Raw genomic sequence first — 18,092 nt, 5'->3', positions numbered from 1 at the left:
GGAGGTCACGCCATGCGCATTATCGCTTCTGTTCTGTTGATCGTCGCCCCTGCCATCATCCTCACCGGATGCGGTGAGAGCCGCGAGATCGAGCCGGTCGTCGATTCGAGCAGCACCCCAGGCGCAGGATCGGGAGGATCCGGCGGCGACGGCGTGGGGGGGTGGGACGGCGGCCCGGGGCAGGGCGGCGGTCCGGGTGAGGGCGGCGGTCCGGGGCAGGGCGGCGGTCCGGGGCAGGGCAGCGGTCCGGGGCAGGGCGGCGGTCCGGGGCAGGGCGGCGGTCCGGGTGAGGGCAGCGGTCCGGGGCAGGGCGGCGGTCCGGGTGAGGGCGGCGGCTCGGATGGCGGCGGTGGAGGAGAGCCGTCCGGCGAGCCGGTGGACTGCGCGAACCTACCCCACTTCGCGGCCGGCAAGCAGCCGGTGGTGTTCCTCCACGTGGCTCCCGGCGGGACGGACGCCGCGGGGTGCGGGACGGAGGAGGCGCCGTGCTCGACCCTCGCCGCGGCCGTGAGCGCGGCGACTCCGGGGACGGCGGTGCGGATCCACGCCGGGACGTACGAGCCCGAGCAGATCCGCGACGTCGCCGGCACCGCCGAGGCGCCGATCTGGATCGGCGGTGCACCGGGGGAGGAGCGGCCGGTATTTGTCGGTGGGGACCCGGTCCTGCACTTCTCGCGGCTGCGCCACGTGGTGATACACGACCTCGAGATCACCCAGACCTTGCCTACCGGAGATGTCCCCGCGCTCATCGTCGATGACGGCGAGGCATACGCCGATCCGACTGCGACGCAATTCGTCGCTGTCGAGCGCGTGTCCGTACGCGACATCTACACGTATTTCGCCAAGGCTGTGCGCTTGGCCGGACTCCACGACTTCTGGCTGCTGGACAGCGAGTTCATCGACATGGACACGACTGAAGGGCTCGAGATCATGGGTTCGCACCGCGGCGTTGTCGCCGGCAATGCGCTCGGCAACGGCGTCGTGATCGGGGGCGGCAGCTCGGACGTCGAGATCCGCAACAATCGCATGTTCGATATCATCGGGGGCTACGGGGTCCGGCTCGGCACGATCGTGTCACCCGAGGAGTTTCGCCCGCCGGTCGCGCCGGGGGCCGACATCATCGAGGTGCAGGACGTACGCGTGCTCGGAAACCTGATCGTGGCGCCCGGCGTGGCGGTCTCTTTCAACGGCTGTGTGGGGTGCCTGGTCGCCAACAACACCATCGTGTTCCCGAACCACAGCCTGCTGTCGTTCTTTCCCGGGTCGGGAGGCGTGGGCGGAAACCCCAGGGTTCGGACGACGGCGGACAATCGCTTCGTCAACAACATCACGTACTACCGCCGCAGCGACGTCGGGGCGACGGAGTATTCCCCGTCGTTCCCGACGCTGGCGACGAATTCATTGCACACGAACCTGTGGTACGCCGTCGACGATCCGGAGGCGTCGAGTCCGGTCGGGTCGCCGCTCACGGACGACGGCTCGATGGCGGGGATCGATCCGGGGTTCGTCGACATCGCCGGCGGGGATTATCACCTCAAGCCGGACAGCCCCGCCGTGAGCAGCGGGACGCCGCTCGCGGCGCTGTCGACCGATCTCGATGGAGCTTGCTTCGACGACCCGCCCTCGCGCGGCGCGCTTCGATAGCAGCAAGGGCGAACCTCGCCCGCAGACGATCGAGAGCCCCCGGAAACGACGGGAGGCGCGGTTCCCCGGAGGCGCCGGGTACGGACGCGAAGGATACCTGACGACCATCATGAGCCTCACCGAGGCACAGAAGAGTGAGGGCTGGAACGGCTTCCTCCTCGTGCGCCTGCCGCTCTGAAACGGGCGGCTCTCCCCGAGCGTCACCCGTCCCCCTCCAACTCCTCTCCTCCACCCTCCGCCTGCCGCTCCTCGGCCGCCTCGCGCGCGAGCGCACCCGCATGGATCGCCCGCACCTCATCCATCGTGCTGACGTCCTCTGCAGCCTTGTCAGGCCGGTGCCTCTTCACCCGCGCAAACCGCAGCGCGATCCCCCCCGGGTACCGCGGACTCGCCTGCACGCCGTCAAAGGCGACCTCGACGACGACCTCCGGCCGCACGTAGACCGTGTCTGCGTCGCGGCCGATCTCGAGCTCCAGCAGCCGCCTTGTCTGCCAGGAGAGGGTCTCCTCCGTCATGCCCTTGAACGTCTTGCCGAGCAGGACGAAGCCCCCGGCCGCGGGATCGCGCGCCCCGAGGTGCAGGTTGCTGAGCAGCCCCCGGCGCCGGCCGGTCCCCCACTCGGCCGCGAGCACCACCAGGTCGAGGGTGCGCGCCCGCTTCACCTTGAGCCACGAGCCGCGGCGCCGCCCCGCCTCGTAGGGCGCGGCGAGCGACTTGGCGATCACGCCCTCGTGGCCGCGGGCGAGCGCGTCGGCGAAGAACGCCTCGGCCTCGGCCGCCGTCGGCAGCTCGATGCGCGGGACGCGCAGCGACCGGTCGAGCACCTGCCGGAGCGCGGCCGTGCGCTCGCTGCCGGGCCGGTCGAGCAGATCCTCGCCGTCGAGGTGCAGCACGTCGAAGAACAGGGCGCGCAGCGGCAGCTCGGCGCGCAGCGCGGCCGCGTCGTGCGCGCGGCCGAAGCGGCGCATCGTGACCTGGAACGGGCGCGGCGCGCCGTCCGCGCGAAACGCGAGCGCCTCGCCGTCGAGCACGACCGAGCGGACCGGGAGCGCCCGAACGATCTCGACAATCTCGGGGACCGCCTTCGTGACCGGGCCGAGGCCGCGGCTGAAGACGCGCACCTCGTCGCCGGCCTTGTGCGCCTGCACGCGCACGCCGTCGAGCTTCCACTCCAGCGCCATCGCGCGGAGCTCGCTCAGCGCCGCCGCGACGTCGTCGGCCGACTGCGCCAGCATCGGCTGCACGGGGCGGAACAGCTGCAGCGAGAAGCGCTGGAGGCCGAGCGCCCCCTCGAGGAGCGCGGCCTTGGCCACCTCCGCCGCGTCGCCGGCGAGCATCACCGCGCGCCGCAGCGAGGCCGGCGGCACCCGCGCCGCGCGCGCCACCGCGTCGACCATGACCGGCTCGAGCCGCTCCTGGCGGAGCTCGCCGGCGAGGAGCCGCGCGAAGAAGTCCCGCTCGAGATCGGTCGCGCGCGCGAACAGCCCCGCCAGCGCCGCGCGGCGCTCCCCCCCGGCCCCCGCCCCCGAGGCGCGCGCGATCTCCGTGACGACCGCGTCGGCGTCCCCCAGGGTGAGCGCAGGCTGGGCGACGGGAGGAGAGGCCCGGCGGGCCTCGGCGAACACCGAAGGCCCGAGGCCGAGCCGCCCCTGGCGCGGCCGACCGGTGAGCCAGTCGACGCCGATCTGCACCTCCGCGGGCGAGAGGCGGCGCAGGAGCGCGGCGAGCGCGCCGATCTTCTCGACACGGCGAGAGAGCGCGGCGACACGCTCGGAGGTGGCGACAAGGTCGGAAACGAGCACGCGGGCAACCCTACCTTGGCACCTCGAGAGCTCACGCTCGACAGGTCTTTTGACGAGGCCGCTGCAGGGTGTCCTCCGCAACCGAGCCGGGGAACTCCGCAGGATCGAACCTGGCCCATGGGCGCCAAGTGGTCTCCGCATGGGCCGAGAGAGCCTACCAAAGGGTGTAACGCGGCGGAGCAGAAAAGCGCTCTCCCGCGCCGGAATGACGGTCACTCCCGCTTGCAACCACTTGCGGGGAGGGGCGAAGAATTATCATGTCATCTGCAGGCGAGTGCCTCGCTCGGTCGCCGCCGGCGCCGCGAGCAGGCGAGAGCGCGATCGCCTTTCAGAAGATCTCGGGCGCTGGATCTCGGGTGCTGCGCGCCATCGATTCGCCAGGTGCGAAGCGCCCGACGCGCCTGCGCCGCCGCGCGGGGGGGAGAGCGCGCGGAGCTGCCCCGCCGTGGCTGCAGACTCCCGAGTACGCCGCGAGATGGCCCCAGCTGCGCCCGTCTCCCTCGACCGCGAGATCGCTCCGTTTAGTTGACCTCCGCCGCGGGCCTTGATACCGGGTTGGCGGTCGGCGCGCCGTGGGCAGGTGAACACGGCGGGCGGGCGCAGTTTTCCTCAACCACAGCTCAGGAATAGCGCCCTCCGCTGACAAGGCCGCGGATTTTGGCCTTGGGAGCAGCTGGCTTGGTTTTTGCGCAGCACCTCTCCGGCAGCTGGACTGTACTGGAAGGAGCTGACGTGGTGTTGGTGTCCGCACGGGAAGGCGACGGAGGTTCTTCGATGGTGGAGCGGCAAGTCCGGAAGCGGGTGGGCGTCGTGATGGGCGGCTCGTCGGGTGAGCGCGACGTGTCCCTGCGCTCGGGCGCGGCCGTCGCCGAGGTGCTCGAGGCCCGCGGGTACGATGTCGTGCGGATCACGCTCGGGGACAGGTTCGGCGCGGAGCTCTGCGCGACGCTGCAGCGCGCGCGGCTCGACGCGGCGTTCCTGGCACTGCACGGACGTCTCGGTGAGGACGGGTGCGTGCAAGGCGTCCTGGAGCTCGCCCAGGTTCCGTACACGGGGTCGAGCGTGCTCGCGAGCGCCCTCGCGATGGACAAGCTGAAGGCCAAGGAGATGTTCCGGCTGCACAACGTGCCGACGCCTCCCTACTACACTGTGGGTGCGAATCAGGATCTCGAGGAGCTCGATGCCGTCCATGGCTCGTTCGGGTTCCCCGTCATCGTCAAGCCGCGCGGCGAGGGGTCGAGCCTCGGCGTGACCAAGGTCGGGTCGCTCGAGGAGCTGAAGTCGGCGCTCGCGCTGGCGTTCGAGTTCGACGACGCCGCCATCGTGGAGCGGTTCGTGGCGGGGACCGAGGTCAACGTGGGGATCCTGGACGGGAAGGTCCTTGGTGCGATCGAGATCGTCCCGAAGAAGGGGCTCTATGACTACGAGGCCAAGTACACGCCGGGCATGACCGAGTACCACATGCCGGCGCGCCTCCCGCCGACCCGCTACCGCGGCGTCCTGAACCTGGCGGAGCGGGCGGCCCAGGCGCTCGGGTGCACGGGCGCGGTGCGGGTGGATCTGCTCGTGACCGGCGGAGAGAACGAGTACGTGCTCGAGGTGAACACCCTGCCGGGCATGACCCAGACAAGCCTCCTGCCGAAGATCGCGGAGGCCGCAGGCTACGAGTTCGGCGACCTGTGCGAGGCCATCCTGGCGAGCGCCAGGCTGCACCAGCCGGTGCGGCGCCGCGCGCCCGCCGCCTCGGAGCTGCGGCTCGGCGAGCGCGGACAGGCCGAGAAGCGGCTGCGCCTCGTGAAGTCGGCGATCTGAAGCGAAGGCGAGCGCGGCTCCGGGGCCCCTGCCGGAGCCGGGGCGCGCTGCCATCGCGTTGCTGCGAGAAGTCGCCCCGGATCAGCGTCAGCAGAAGAGCCGCCATGGCGCCAAGGCCGCCATGAAGAAGCGGACAAGGGAAGGCCCGCCCCGGCATCTTGACGATCCGCAGAGGCGCCTCGTCCCCCCTGGACGGCAATCTCCGCCCGTGAGAGCCTCGGCGTCTCACGCCCCTCCAACCAGCCTCGCCTGGTCTCACCCCTCCTCGCCGCAAGGGAGCCGCTCATGGCCAGGTTCCGCCAACTCCTTGGCGCATCGTTCTTCATGGCCTCCACGGCGACCGTCCTCGCAGCCGGTTGCAGGGAGGAGGCAGCGCCGCTCGTCCCCTCGTCCCTGCCCCGCGCGCCGCAGGACGTGGACCGCAGCTGCCGGTGCCCGGACGGAGCCTACTCGACCGGCGAGCTCATCGATCCGGACGACACCTTCTGCGACATGCAGGTCTGTGGGAGAGACTTCATCTCCTATGCCTGCACAAAGACCGGGTGGAAGAGCCAGCCGCAGGACCGATGCGGCGACCGCGCCTGCCCCGACCACCCCGATTACCCCGCCTCCGACGATCCGGAGGGGCTCACCTTCTGCGGAGCGCGCGTGCTCAACGGCCACCCCGCTGGCCTCTACCATTGCTTCGGCGGCGGTCAGATCCCCCGGTGGTGGCGCGTGTGTGACGGCAGCTGCGCGGCCACGAGCCCCCGAGACGCCGAATGCAGGCCTCCGCGCGAGGCGTGCGACTGCCCTCTCCCGCGAGGCCAGGCCGAGTGCGGGGCGCGCGTCTGCCTCCCCTCCGGCGCCGGCAACGAGAGGACGAAGTACGTGTGCGCCAGCGACGGCTGGCATGACCTCGGCGTCTCCTGCTCGGGCGCAGGCCCGGCGAGCTGCACCGCCTGTCGTGGAATCCAGGACAGCCACGGCGAGGAAGCCATCACGAGCGTCTGCGGGGACGAGATCTGCGGGCTAGGCATCGGCAATGAGAGCCGCTGGGTCTGCGGCAAAGAGGGATGGATCAACGCCGGACAGCCCTGCGATCCCGACGAGCGGCTCGGCCCGGCAGCCGAGGATCTCGGGAGGTGCCCCCTCGCGTCCACGACGCGATACGGCTCGGGCCAGCCCTTCCCCCGGCCGATCGAGCCAGGGCAGACCTTCTGTGGCGGGCAGAAGTTCTACGACCACCATGGCCTGCCCACCGGCGAGATCAAGGGCGATCCCGCCATGCTCTACGCGTGCCCCACACCCGGCGGAGAGCCCGTCCTGTCCACCGCGTGCGCGGACGCGGGAGGCGACGGGACGTGCAAGCGCATGACGGAGCTCGCTCCCTGGCACGAAGGGGACATCTGGGGCCAGGCGACCGAGGGCGCCCCGCAGATCCCGCAGTGGGACCGCTGCGACGAGCGGTGCCCGCGCCCCTCCGAGGCGAAATACAAATACCGGAGCGAGGAGCGCCCCCATGAATGGTGGTACCGCGTCTGCGGCCAGCACGGCAATACAGGGCGCTTCGGCACGCTCTACTACTGCAGGATCAGCGGCGAAGACTACGACGCCGCGCTCGCCGGCGAGGTCGAGATGGGTGAGCTCCTGCCGGCAGAGGCGTGCGCGAACAGCGAATGCGACGCGATGGAGGACCCGATGGCGAACTACGACCGGTGCGGCGCCAGCGACGCCAAGCCGGTCGGCACGCCGCCCGATCCTCCGCCGGGCTCCGCCGTGATCGGCTGCGACAGCCTCCACGACTACCAGGGCACGCTCGTGCCGCAGCGCGATACACGCCGCGGCCTGCGGGTGTGCGGTCCAGGCAAGCAGATCTACGAGTGCTCGGACCGGACGCTCGGGCGCCCGAGCGGCTGGGAGGTCAAGCCGATCTCCTGCGGGACCGATTGCGGCGAGTGCGGACCCGATCCGTACGGCAGGACGCCCCCGTATTGCAGGGAGATCCCCGGCACCTTCAACCGCGGGCTGAAGTGGCTCGGCTGCGACAGCGCGACGTCCGATCCGTCGGAGATCGAGTGCAACGACAGCGCGGGCACGCTGGACCCTGCCTACTGCGGGAGCAACAGCGGCCCGCTCGGCGCGAACGGGGACCCGAGGATGCTCTACCACTGCCGGGCGATGTGCCCCCGGGGGACCACGTCCGCGCCGTGCGCCGATGGCGAGACGGCCGGGAGGACGTACGAGTTCGTCCGCTCGGAATACTGCCAGTTCGGCTGCGTGATCACGCCGTCGAGCGCCCCGAGCGACCGGTGCTACCTCCCACCTGGCCTGGGCTTCACGGATCCCATCGACAACCCGCGCCTGCTGAAGATCCTCGGCTACGAGGACCCCTGCTGGGGTGGACACCACCTCGGCCAGGACGTCGTCGTGAACGGCGGTCGGACCGTCGGCGCGGAGGTGAAGGCGATGGCGACAGGACGCGTCCTCTTCGCCGGCCACAACGACTCGAGCTATCACGCCACCGTCCGCATCGAGCACTTCGTCGAGGACCCGAGCGGCGGCCCGGCGCGGCGGGTCTGCTCCTTCTACGGGCACCTCAGCCGCGATGGCCTCATCAAGGAGGGCGAGATGGTCTCCATGGGGCAGCGGATCGGATCCGTCGCGTCGTGGGAGTCCATCAAGCAAGCTCACCCGGATCTGGGCCTCACGGGCGGGGAGGAGAACACGCATCTCCACTACGTGCTCCTCTCGGACGCGCTCTGCAGCACGTTCGGCACCTCGCGCGGCGCGCCGTGCGGGTACGACAAGTCCCTGAGCTCGTTCGACGAGCAGAAATGCAAGGACTCGGTGTACGACGCCAGCAGGACGGATCCCGACGAGGAGCCGGCGACGTTCACGGCCGTGAACGACAGGTGCGAGAACTGGATGCACGCCGGCGGCTTCATCTCCCCGCTGCACTACATGAACGAGACCCAGGGGCGGAAGGTGTGCGCCGCCAGGGCGGACTGCGAATAACGCTTGGCCGTAGGTGATCCCATGCGCCGCACTGGCACGATCCTCTTTCTCTCCATCACGACGCTCACATGCGGCGTTGACGACCCGCGCATCTGTCCGCCCGGCTCGCTCGCCGCGTGCTTCCTGCCGGACGGCACGCTCGGCGCGCAGCAATGCGCGAGCGACGGGAGCGCGTACGGCGCGTGCGGCGCGCTGCCCTCCCCGCCTCCTCCCGCCGGCGCGGGCTGCGCGCACCTCGGCGAGGCCTGCTGCCCGAGCCTGCCGGCCGAGCTTCGCCCCGGCTGCGAGGCCGCGGCCGCGGAGGGCGACGACGAGGCCTGCGACGAGGTCCTCCGCGCCGCGGGCGACGTCGACCTGTGCGCGGGCGGCCCCGCCGCGCCGCAGTACGGACCCAGCTGCGCCGGCCTCCTGAACGAGTGCTGCGCAGCGCTGCCCGAGGCGCTGCGGGAGGCGTGCCACGCGATCGCGTTCTCCGGCAACGAGCGGCGCTGCGAGCGGTTCCTGGAGCAGGACGCCAAGGCGTCGGGGCGCTGCGAGGACGTGAGCCACGCCGGCGAGAGCTGCGGCTACCTCGGCGCGAGCTGCTGCCCCTCGCTGCCCGAGGGCCCGGCCGCGCGCTGCGCGAGCGTCGCCGGGGCCGGCGACGCCGAGGAATGCCTCGGCTACCTCGGTCAGGTCGGGGACGCCAACCGGTGCCCCACCGTGGGCGACAGGGAGCCGCTCACGTCCGCCTCGTGCGACGAGCTCCTCGCGAGCTGTTGCTCGAGCCTCGACGGGCTGCTCGCCCACCGGTGCGACTTCACGGCGCTGACCGGCAGCGGCGCGCTGTGCGACGCGTTCCTGAGCGGCCTCGCGGGCACGGGGCTCTGCGGCGGCGGAGGCGAGGGGGGCGCTGGCGCAGGATGCGGCGATACGGACGCCGACGTCGAGAACTGCGGCGCCTGCGGCAACGTCTGCGGCAGCCAGAACGCGACGCCCTCCTGCGCCGCGGGCGCCTGCTCGCTCGCGTGCGCCATCGGCTTCGGCGACTGCGACGGTGACGCGTCGAACGGCTGCGAGGCGGATCTCGCCCAGGATGCCGACCACTGCGGCGGCTGCGGCAACGCCTGCGTCGAGAAGCACGGCACGGCGTCGTGCATCGCCGGCCGCTGCGCGCTCTCGTGCGTGGAGGGGTTCCGCGACTGCGACGAGGATCCCCTCACCGGCTGCGAGACGAACGTGAGGAGCAACCCCTTCCATTGCGGCGGCTGCGGCAACGACTGCCTGGGCGGCGTCTGCGAGGACGGCGTCTGCGGCCCCGAGGCGACGACGATCGCCTCGGGGCTCGCCGTGCCCTCGGGGCTCGCCGTGCTCGGCGACCACCTCTACCTGGCCGGGGCGCGGCCGCAGGGCGGGGTCGCGGTCCGCGTCCTGAAGTACGGGCTGGACGAGGTCGCGTGCCTCGCCACGCTCGCGCCTCCGCAGGACGGGACGTGCGGCTTCGGCGTCTTCGAGGGCGTCGCCGTCGCCGGGCTCGACGTCTTCGTGACGAGCGCGGAGGGGGTGCTCAAGCACACGGCGAGCGACGGCCTCCTGCTCCTCAGCGCGAACGTCGCCGAGCCGTGGGCCGTCGTGGCCGACGCGACCGCGGTGTGGTTCACCTCGCGCGCAGAGAGCGGCGTCTTCCGGGTGGACACGGCGAGCAGCGCCGAGGACGCCGTCGAGATCACGGGGACCGTCGGGAGGGCAGGCGGAGCGCTCGTCGCCGACGACACGCACCTTTACTGGGCCCAGGGCGGCGGGGTCGTGGTGAAGATGCGGAAGGACGGCGCGGAGCAGCAGCAGATCGCGTCCGGCCAGGCGTTCGATGACGCGCTCACCCCGCAGTTCCTCGGCATCGACGCGGAGCACCTCTTCTGGAGCACGGAGAGCGGCCGCTTGATGCGGCTCGGCAAGGACGGCGCGAACCTCGTCGTGCTCGCCGACGAGCAGCCCGCTCCGGCCGGGATCGCCGTGGATCCGGCGCCCGACGGCGCCGTGTACTGGGTCAACCGCGGCAGCGGGGTGGTGCGGCGGGTGAACAAGGACGGCTCCGGCCTGGCGACGCTCGCCGCCGGGCAGGCGCAGCCGATCGCGATCGCGCTGGATGAGGCGTACGTCTACTGGGCGGCGCAGGACGGGGCGGTGCGGAGGACGGCGAAGTGACAGGAGGGGTTCGGGGGCTGCCTTCGCTGGAGACGCTGTCTCCACGACGTGCGTCCCCAGCCGCTCGCTGAGCACGGCGAGAGCTCGGCGAGCGGTGGTGGATCAGGCTGCCTTGCGGAAACCCCTGGATCGCGCGGCGAGCAGCGCGGCGAGGAGGAGCCAGGGCACGGACGAACCGCCCGGGTCAGGGCCAGCGCTGCGCGCCAGGGCGCAGCCGTTGCCGTGCACGAGCGGCGGGCCGCTCCGCTCCGGAGCAGGCGCCGGAGGCGCGCCGCCGGCATCGCCGCCGGAGCCGCCGGACCCGCCGGTGCCGGTCGCGGCGGCGTCGCCACCCTGGCCCTCGCCGCCCTGGCCCCCTCCGCCCTGGCCCCCGTTGCCCTGGCCCTCTCCGCCCTGGCCCTCGCCCCCCGCGCCGCCCCCGGAGCCGCTGGCCGCCTCCGCGAGCAAGCAACCCCCGGCGATGCACTCGCCGCCTGGACAGGGCGCGCCGTCGAGCTTGTAGCGCCTCTCGCAGGCGCCGGTGGCCGGCGCGCAGACGGCGCGCCTGCAGGTGGACGTGTCGGGCTGCGGGCACACGAAGGGATCGCCGCCGACGCAGGCGCCGTTCTGGCAGGTGTCGGTCTGCGTGCAGGCGTTGCCGTCGTCGCAGGGGCTGCCGTCGGGCTTGCGCGGGTTGTCGCAATCGCAGGCGTCGCCGACCCCATCGCCGTTGACGTCGGCGTGGTCGGGGTTCGCGATCAGCGGGCAGTTGTCCACCGTATCACCGACGCCGTCGGCGTCGTCGTCGTCGTCGCACGCATCGCCGAGGAGATCGCCCGCCGGCAGGCCAGCATCGGTGTTGGCCTGGAGCGTGTTCGGGACCGCAGGGCAGTTGTCCTCGGTGTCGGCGATGCCGTCCTCGTCAATGTCGAGCGCGCAGGCTCCGGCCCTGCACTGCCCGCTGAGGCACTCCTTCGGGAGCGAGCACGCGGCGCCGACGGGCTTCTTCGGCAGGCAGTCGCCGCCGGTCGCCGCGCAGTAGGCCGCGTCGGCGCACTGGGTGTCAAAGGTGCAGCCTGTGAGGCAGGCGCCCGCGACGCAGCGGTACTCGGCGCAAGATCGCGTGTCACCCTCGGCGCAGACCCCGCGCCCGTCGCAGAGGGGGGCCTCGACGAGCTCGGAGGCGTCCTTGCACGAGGCCGCGCCGCAGGGAGTGCCCTGCGCCTGCAGCTGACAGCCGCCGCGGCCGTCGCAGAAGCCGGTGGCGCCGCAGGAGGAGGCAGGCTCCGCGGGGCAGTCGTCGTCCGGATCGGCGCCGGCCTGGATGGGCCCGCACGCGCCGTCGGGGCCGGCGCCCTTCTTCGCGGCGGAGCACGCCATGCACGCGCCCGCGCAAGGGACGTCGCAGCAGACGCCGTCGACGCAGGACGCGCCGGCGCAGTCCGCGTCGGCGTCGCACGGATCGCCGGGGAGGGCAGGGATGAAGAGCTCGCCGCCGGCGAGGATGCCGCCGGGCCCGTTGCCGCCAGTGACCAGGACCTTGCCATCGCTCAGCAGCGTCGCCGCATGGTGGGCTCGCTGGAAGTACATCGTCTCTGCCGGAGACCAGCTGTCGGCGGCCTGGTCGTACACCTCCGCGGTCGCGCTACCCTCATAGCCGTAAGCGCCGGCAATGCCCGCCACGATGAGAACCCGCCCGTCCACGAGCGACGTGGCTGTGTGGTTCTGGCGCGCGGCGCTCATGGGAGCCCGTGCCGTCCAGCGATCGGTCGCCGGATCATACGCCTCCGCGGCCGCGAGGTTGGTGTAGTCGGCCCCATAACCGCCTGCGACGAGGACCTGGCCGTCATCGAGCAGCGTGGCCGTGTGGTTCTGGCGCGCGGCGCTCATCGGCGCTATCGCCGACCAGGTGCCCGTGTCGGGGTCGAAGATCTCCGCGCTCGAGAGGTTGGTATAGTCGGCCCCATAACCGCCCGCGACGAGGACCCGCCCGTCCCTCAGCGACGTCGCCGTGTGACCCTGGCGCGCGGTGCGCATTGGCTCTGTCGCCGACCAGGTGTCCGTCTCGGGGTCGAAGATCTCCGCGCCCGAGAGGTTGGTATAGTCGGCCCCATAACCGCCCGCGACGAGGACCCGCCCGTCCCTCAGCGACGTCGCCGTGTGGAGCTGGCGCGCCGTGATCATCGGCTTTACCCCTTTCCAGCCGCGCGTGTCGGGGTCGAAGATCTCCGCGCTCGAGAGGCTGATATACTCGATCCCTTGGCCGCCCGCGACGAGGACCCGCCCATCGTTCAGCCGCGTCGCCGTGTGCGCGCTGCGCGGGTCGCTCATCGCCTCCGCCGCGGTCCAAGCTCCCCGCGCCGGGTCGAAGATCTCCGCGCCCGAGAGGCTGACATGGTCGATCCCTTGGCCGCCCGCGACGAGGACCCGCCCGTCGCTCAGCAACGTCGCCGTGTGGTCGTAGCGCGCGTCGAGCATCGGTGCTGCTTCCGACCACGGGCTCGCGCCCGCCAGGTCGTAGGTCTCTGCGCTCGCCTCGAAGTCCTGGTTGCCGCCCGTCACGAGCACATCGCCGCCCGGGAGCAGCGTCGCAGTGTGAGCGCTGCGGCCCGCGACCATCGCCGGCACGTTCGACCACGAGCCGGCCGCCGGGTCGTAGATCTCCGCGCTCGCCAGGGGCCCGGACTCGGACGACGCGGACCCGCCCGTGACGAGGACCGATCCGCCGTCCAGCAGCGTCGCCGCGTGGCGAGTGCGCCCGGCGCTCATCGGCGCCGTGAGCGCCCAGCTGTCGCTCGCCGGGTCGTAGATCTCCGCGCTCGCGAGCTCTCCCTCTTCCTCTTCCTCCTCGCCCTCGTCGTTCCGGTAGTTCGTCGAGAGGCCCGTGACGAGGACGCGTCCGTCGTTCAGACGCGTCGCCGCGTGCTCCTGGCGCGCGACGCGCATCGGCGCCGCGGCGGTCCAGATGTTCTCGACCGGGTCGTAGATCTCCGCGCTCTCCAGCGCGCTCTCGCCATCGACGCCGCCCGTGACAAGGACGCGCCCGTCGCCCAGCAGCGTCGCCGTGTGCTCATGGCGCCCAGCGCTCATCGGCGCCCCAGCGGTCCAGGTGCCCTCCAGCGGGTCGTAGATCTCGGCGCTCGCCAGCACGCCCGAGGTGCCATAGCCGCCGGCGACGAGGACGCGCCCGTCGTTCAGCAGCGTCGCCGTGTGCCCTTCGCGCGCGTCGCTCATCGGCCGCGCCGGCGCCCAGCGGTCCTCCGCCGGGTCGTAGATCTCCGCGCTCGTCAGCGCGAACTCGGAGTTGGCGCCGCCGACGACAAGGACCTGCCCGCTGGCCAGCAGCACGGCGGCGTGCTCGCGGCGATCCTGGCTCATCGGCGTCGCCGGCGCCCAGCTGTCGTCCGCCGGGTCGTAGATCTCCGCGCTCGCCAGCGTGCGCTCGCTGCGGGAGCCGCCCACGACCAGGACCCGCCCGTCGTCGCCGCCGAGCCGCGTGGCCGTATGCCCCTCGTCCCGTTGCTCGCCCATCGCCCCGATGGGGCGCCACAGCGGATCCACGAGCAGGAGCTCATCCGACGCCTCTGCCTCGACAAGCAGCGCGATCTCCGCCCCGCGCGCCTCGAGGCGCGCCGCGATCGGCCGCCCGCCTTCCGCGAACGCGCGCGGCGCGGTGACGCGCAGCCGCGGCGTCCCCGCGGCGTCCACCACCTCGACGGCCTCGCCGCGCTGCCGCAGCGCCGCGCCGTCGACCTCCCAGACGGCCGCGGGCTCACCCGCCGGCGCGGCGCCCGGCGCCACGGTGAGCCATTCCTCGATGCCCCCGGTGACCGCCCGCCAGAACGACGCGCCGCCCGCGCGGCCGTAGATCACCGCGCCGTCGACCACCGCCCCCGGGCCGGACGCGCCGGCCTCGCGCACCCGCACCGCGAAGCCGCCCGCGCCCGAGAGCCGCATCCAGCCGCCGCCGTCGCGCGGCAGCTCGGCCTGGAGCCGCGGCCCGCGCCCTGCCAGGCGAGGCGCGGCCAGCGCGAAGCCGCCGCCGGTCGCGCCGGTCGCCGACAGCGCGCCGGGAGCGCCGCTGCCCAGCACCTCGGCGGCCTGCGCCGGGAACCGGCGCTGCACGAGCGCCGCCGCCGCCGCGCCGTCGTGCCCCGCCGCGCACCCGATCGCGCCCATCCACCCCACCACGGCCAGCACCAGGACCGCCATGGCCAGCACGCGAAGACCCGACCCAGCTCGCATGCTGGTGAATGTCTCACGCGGTCACGCCCGTAACAACAGCGCCGCGAGCGCGGCTCACACGAGCGATGTGCAGATCCCGAACCGGGGATGATAGACCCCGATTCGGCGCTTGCCGCTCCGCGTCTCGGGCGTCACGAGGACCACCACGCTCCTGTCGAGCGGCGCGTTCGCGCGAATCCGCACGTGCTGGCCGGCGACGACGACGTGCCAGATGTTCACCGTCCCGTACCTCGTCACGACAGCTCCCTCGTAGATGTGCGCCGCCGACGGCGCGCCGCGGAGCGCCAGGCGGCACGCGGCGTAGCTGCCCAGCGCCTGATACAGGAGCACGACGGGCATGACGGCGAACGAGAAGGCGAGGAGCATCGCGACGAAATCGATGTGCCGGTAGAACGAGCCGACCCCGAGCAGCCCCGCCCAGAAGAGCAGCGAGTACCCCACGCCAGTCAGCTGGTGCCGGACGTGCCGCAAGGCCGCCCACGGGCGCGGGAGCGGCGCGCGGAGCTCCTCGGGCAACTGGCTCGCGTTGGATGGCTGCATGTCGTACCGCTCCGACATACCCGGGGCGGCAGCGGAGCTCAATCGGACAGCGCGCGCGCCGCCGCGTCCTCCCGCGCTCGTCCAGGCGCCTGGCCGCTCCCGCTGCGCCTGCGCTCGCCGCCGCAGCCCGCTCCCGCCGTCCTGCCAGCGATCACGGCGCGAAGATCACCGCCCCGCCCGGCGGGACGCTCATCGAGAGCACGCCGGCCGCGGAGACGACCTCGCTTGCGCCGCCGAGCGCGTCCCTGAGCTCGGTGCCGGGCGGGAGGCCCAGCGCCTGAGCGACCTCGACCGAGATGTGCTGCGCTGTCCCCGCGCGCGTCAGCGCCACCACGGCGGACTCCCCCCGGCCGTACCGGCGGCCGAAGACCAGCGTGTCCTCCGTGGCGGTGAGGTTCACGTAGGCGCCGCGGCGGAGCGCGGGGATGTCCCGGCGCGCGGTCCCGAGCGCGCGCACGAAATCGAGCGTCTCCAGCTCGTCCGCCGTGAGATCCTCCTCCGGACGCCACAGGCTGCGGTTGTTCGGGTCCGCGCCGCCCCACGCGCCGTACTCGTCGCCATAATAGAGCAGCGGCGCGCCCGGGAGGCCCAGGAGCCACGCCATCGCGAGGCGCGCCCGCGCGTACACCTCGGGCGACTCGGGCGCTCCCGCGGTGTCCGCCCACTGGCGGCCCGGGACCTCCCGGCCGCGGGGCCCCGCCTCGTCGCGGTAGTCGGCGAGCGTCGCGAACCGGGCCGTGTCGTGGCTGCCGATGTACGGCGTCATGATCGCGCCCTCCGGCCACCGCCGCTGCCCGTGCTCGACCCAGTACGCGGCGTGCAGCATGCCCTCCTCGCCCCAGCCGAACGTCTGGTACGAGACCCCGTGATAGAGGACGAAATCGAGCTGGCCGTCGAGCCCCTGAGGGCCGATGTACCTCGCGATCGTCCCGTAGTTCTCGTCGTTGCACGGGTCGGCGCAGTCGCTCCAGCCCATCGCCGTCTCGCCCATCAGGAAATAACGTGTGCCGGCCGGCTCGAACGCCTCGCGGACCTCCGCGGCGAGGTTGCGCGTCGCGATCTCCTCCACGTGCTTCACGGCGTCCACGCGGAGCCCGTCGAGATCGAACGCGTCGAGCCAGTGGATCGCGTCCGCCACGAACGCGGCGTTGGCCTCGGGCACCGTGTGGTCCACGTCGGGGAGGTAGCTCGCGAACATGCAATCGAGCGCGTGCGACGTCCAGTCGCACCCGTCCGTCCCGCAGACGCACCCCGTCCGGAACCACTCCGGGTGAGACGAGACGTACTCGTGATCTTCGTGCACGTGGTTCACCACGAAGTCCTGGAGGACGCGGATCCCGTGGCGGTGCGCCTCGGCCACCACCGCGCGGAGCGCCGCGGCGCCGCCGAGCCGCGGATCCACCTCGCGCGCCTTGATGGGCCAGTAACCGTGATATCCGGTGACCTGGTGGATTCCATCGCTCGCCAGGTAGGCACCGGCGGGGTTCTCCTGGAACGGCGTGAGCCAGATGGCCCGCACGCCCAGCGCGTCGAGCGTGCCGTCCTCGATCGCCTGCCGCAGCCCCTCGAGATCCCCGCCGGCCCAGTCGCCCCGCGGATCGGCGCCCGGCGTGGCGGGCGGGTTCAAGGCGGGATCGCCGTCGCGGTAACGATCGGTGACGACCATGTAGATGAGCGCGTCCTCCCAGGAGAACGGCTCGGCCTCGACCCAGAACACCAGCCGGAGCGGCTCACCGGCGCGCCCGCTCCGGGTCGCCCCGCGGAGGGTGACGCGGTATTTGCCGTCGCCGAGGCCTCCCAGCCGGATCCGCACGTCGCCGCGCGCGTCGACCGAGAGCTCCTGATCCGTGAGCGGGCGCGCCTCGCCGTCCTGGTCCTGCAGGACCGCCTCGAACGCGGCCGCCTCGGGGCCCGCGCCCTCGATGCCGTCCCGGTAGACGAGCCGGGCCTCGAAGGCGCCCTGTCCGGCGGCAGGCCGCGTCGCCTGGCTGGACGCGACCGAGAACGACGGGAGGCGGCAGTCAGGGACCTTGACGGCGGAGTTCTCGACCCCGTCGACGTACTTGCGGCGCCCCTCCGCCGGGTCGAGCACCCACGAGACCTCGCCGCCGGACCGATAGACGATCTTGTAGCCGTGGAGCCCCGGCGGCAGATCGACGGTGGCCGTGGGCCGGCCCTGCGTACCGCCCTGCAGCTGCGGGGCAGCGCCGAGATCGAAGCCGTTCCACTCGCCAGCGACGCGGACATCCGTGGCCCCGGGAGGCGCGTTGAACGTGAACGAGGTCGGACAGAGCACGTTCCCGTACTGCGCGCTTCCGCCCGCCCCGCCAGCGCCCGCCCCGCCGGCGCCCGCCCCGCCGGCGCCTGCGGCCTCGCCGCCTGCGCCAGCCGCCTCGCCGCCAGCCGCACCGGCGCCGCTCGTGCCCTTCCCCTGGCCCGCGTCGAGCGCGCGATCGCCCCCACACGCGAGCGGGACGGCAGGGAGCATGACGGCGGAGAGAGCGGCGATAATGACGGCAGAACGGCGGCGCGACATGGGCTCGAGCAGTATCCGATCGCGGGAGGCATGTCAGCGCGCGCGTCGCCCTGAACCACCTCAGCCGCCGCGGAGAACAGCGATGCTCCGCCCATCCTGTCGCGTCGCCAACAGGCGCGCGCAGGTTCCGTCGGGGCTCCGCCCCGCGCCCAGGCGTTCGCTTCGCGGCTGCCCTGTTTCCGTGAACACGCGATTCCTGGCGGGACGACTCCGCGGGGGCGCCCCGGCCGGCCATGGGCGTGCTGATCCTGGAGCTCGGCCGCCCTGCGCCGTGAGCGCCGCGAGAAGGGAGCTCAGGGCCGCGGGCCAGTACGGGCCGAACCGCGTGAGCTCACGCGCTCGGAGCGGCCTGG

8 protein-coding genes are annotated in these 18,092 nt (G+C 72.7%); 4 read left to right on the top strand and 4 right to left on the bottom strand.

What is annotated here, in order from left to right; all coding sequences use genetic code 11:
- Nucleotides 1–12: 12 nt before the first annotated feature.
- Entirely contained in the window at nucleotides 13–1,644 is a 1,632-nt protein-coding gene (locus WMF27_RS33975) for a hypothetical protein (protein WP_437764714.1), read from the top strand.
- Nucleotides 1,645–1,844: 200 nt separating this feature from the next.
- Here the strand turns inward: WMF27_RS33975 and WMF27_RS33970 are convergent, their stop codons facing one another.
- Entirely contained in the window at nucleotides 1,845–3,446 is a 1,602-nt protein-coding gene (locus tag WMF27_RS33970) for an ATP-dependent DNA ligase (protein WP_437764715.1), read from the bottom strand.
- 774 nt (nucleotides 3,447–4,220) lie between these two features.
- Between WMF27_RS33970 and WMF27_RS33965 the strand changes: the two genes are divergently transcribed.
- The 3 genes from WMF27_RS33965 (at nucleotide 4,221) to WMF27_RS33955 (ending at nucleotide 10,439) form a co-directional block, all read left to right on the top strand.
- A complete protein-coding gene (locus WMF27_RS33965; protein WP_437764716.1) occupies nucleotides 4,221–5,258 on the top strand; it encodes a D-alanine--D-alanine ligase in 1,038 nt (345 codons plus the stop codon).
- A 285-nt stretch (nucleotides 5,259–5,543) separates the two neighbouring features.
- Complete coding sequence (locus tag WMF27_RS33960; protein ID WP_437764717.1) at nucleotides 5,544–8,255, top strand: M23 family metallopeptidase; 2,712 nt, start codon at nucleotides 5,544–5,546, stop codon at nucleotides 8,253–8,255.
- Nucleotides 8,256–8,276: 21 nt separating this feature from the next.
- Nucleotides 8,277–10,439 carry a hypothetical protein gene (locus WMF27_RS33955; RefSeq protein WP_437764718.1) on the top strand — a complete coding sequence of 721 codons (2,163 nt, stop codon included), beginning with the start codon at nucleotides 8,277–8,279 and terminating at the stop codon, nucleotides 10,437–10,439.
- A 102-nt stretch (nucleotides 10,440–10,541) separates the two neighbouring features.
- Here WMF27_RS33955 and WMF27_RS33950 read toward each other — a convergent pair whose 3' ends face one another.
- The 3 genes from WMF27_RS33950 to WMF27_RS33940 form a co-directional block, all read right to left on the bottom strand.
- A complete protein-coding gene (locus tag WMF27_RS33950) occupies nucleotides 10,542–14,663 on the bottom strand; it encodes a kelch repeat-containing protein (RefSeq protein ID WP_437943257.1) in 4,122 nt (1,373 codons plus the stop codon).
- A gap of 54 nt (nucleotides 14,664–14,717) precedes the next feature.
- Nucleotides 14,718–15,203, bottom strand: a complete 486-nt coding sequence (locus WMF27_RS33945) for a hypothetical protein (protein ID WP_437764719.1) — start codon at nucleotides 15,201–15,203, stop codon at nucleotides 14,718–14,720.
- A gap of 151 nt (nucleotides 15,204–15,354) precedes the next feature.
- The gene (locus tag WMF27_RS33940) at nucleotides 15,355–17,691 is read right to left on the bottom strand and encodes an alpha-amylase family glycosyl hydrolase (RefSeq protein ID WP_437764720.1); all 2,337 of its coding nucleotides are present in this window, start codon (nucleotides 17,689–17,691) and stop codon (nucleotides 15,355–15,357) included.
- Nucleotides 17,692–18,092 lie beyond the last annotated feature (401 nt).

It is taken from the genome of Sorangium sp. So ce281 (genome assembly GCF_051527395.1).
GTDB lineage: Bacteria > Myxococcota_A > Polyangia > Polyangiales > Polyangiaceae > Sorangium > Sorangium cellulosum_B.
Note: the sequence above shows the minus strand (reverse complement) of the source record. Positions and strands in the feature narration are given on the sequence as shown.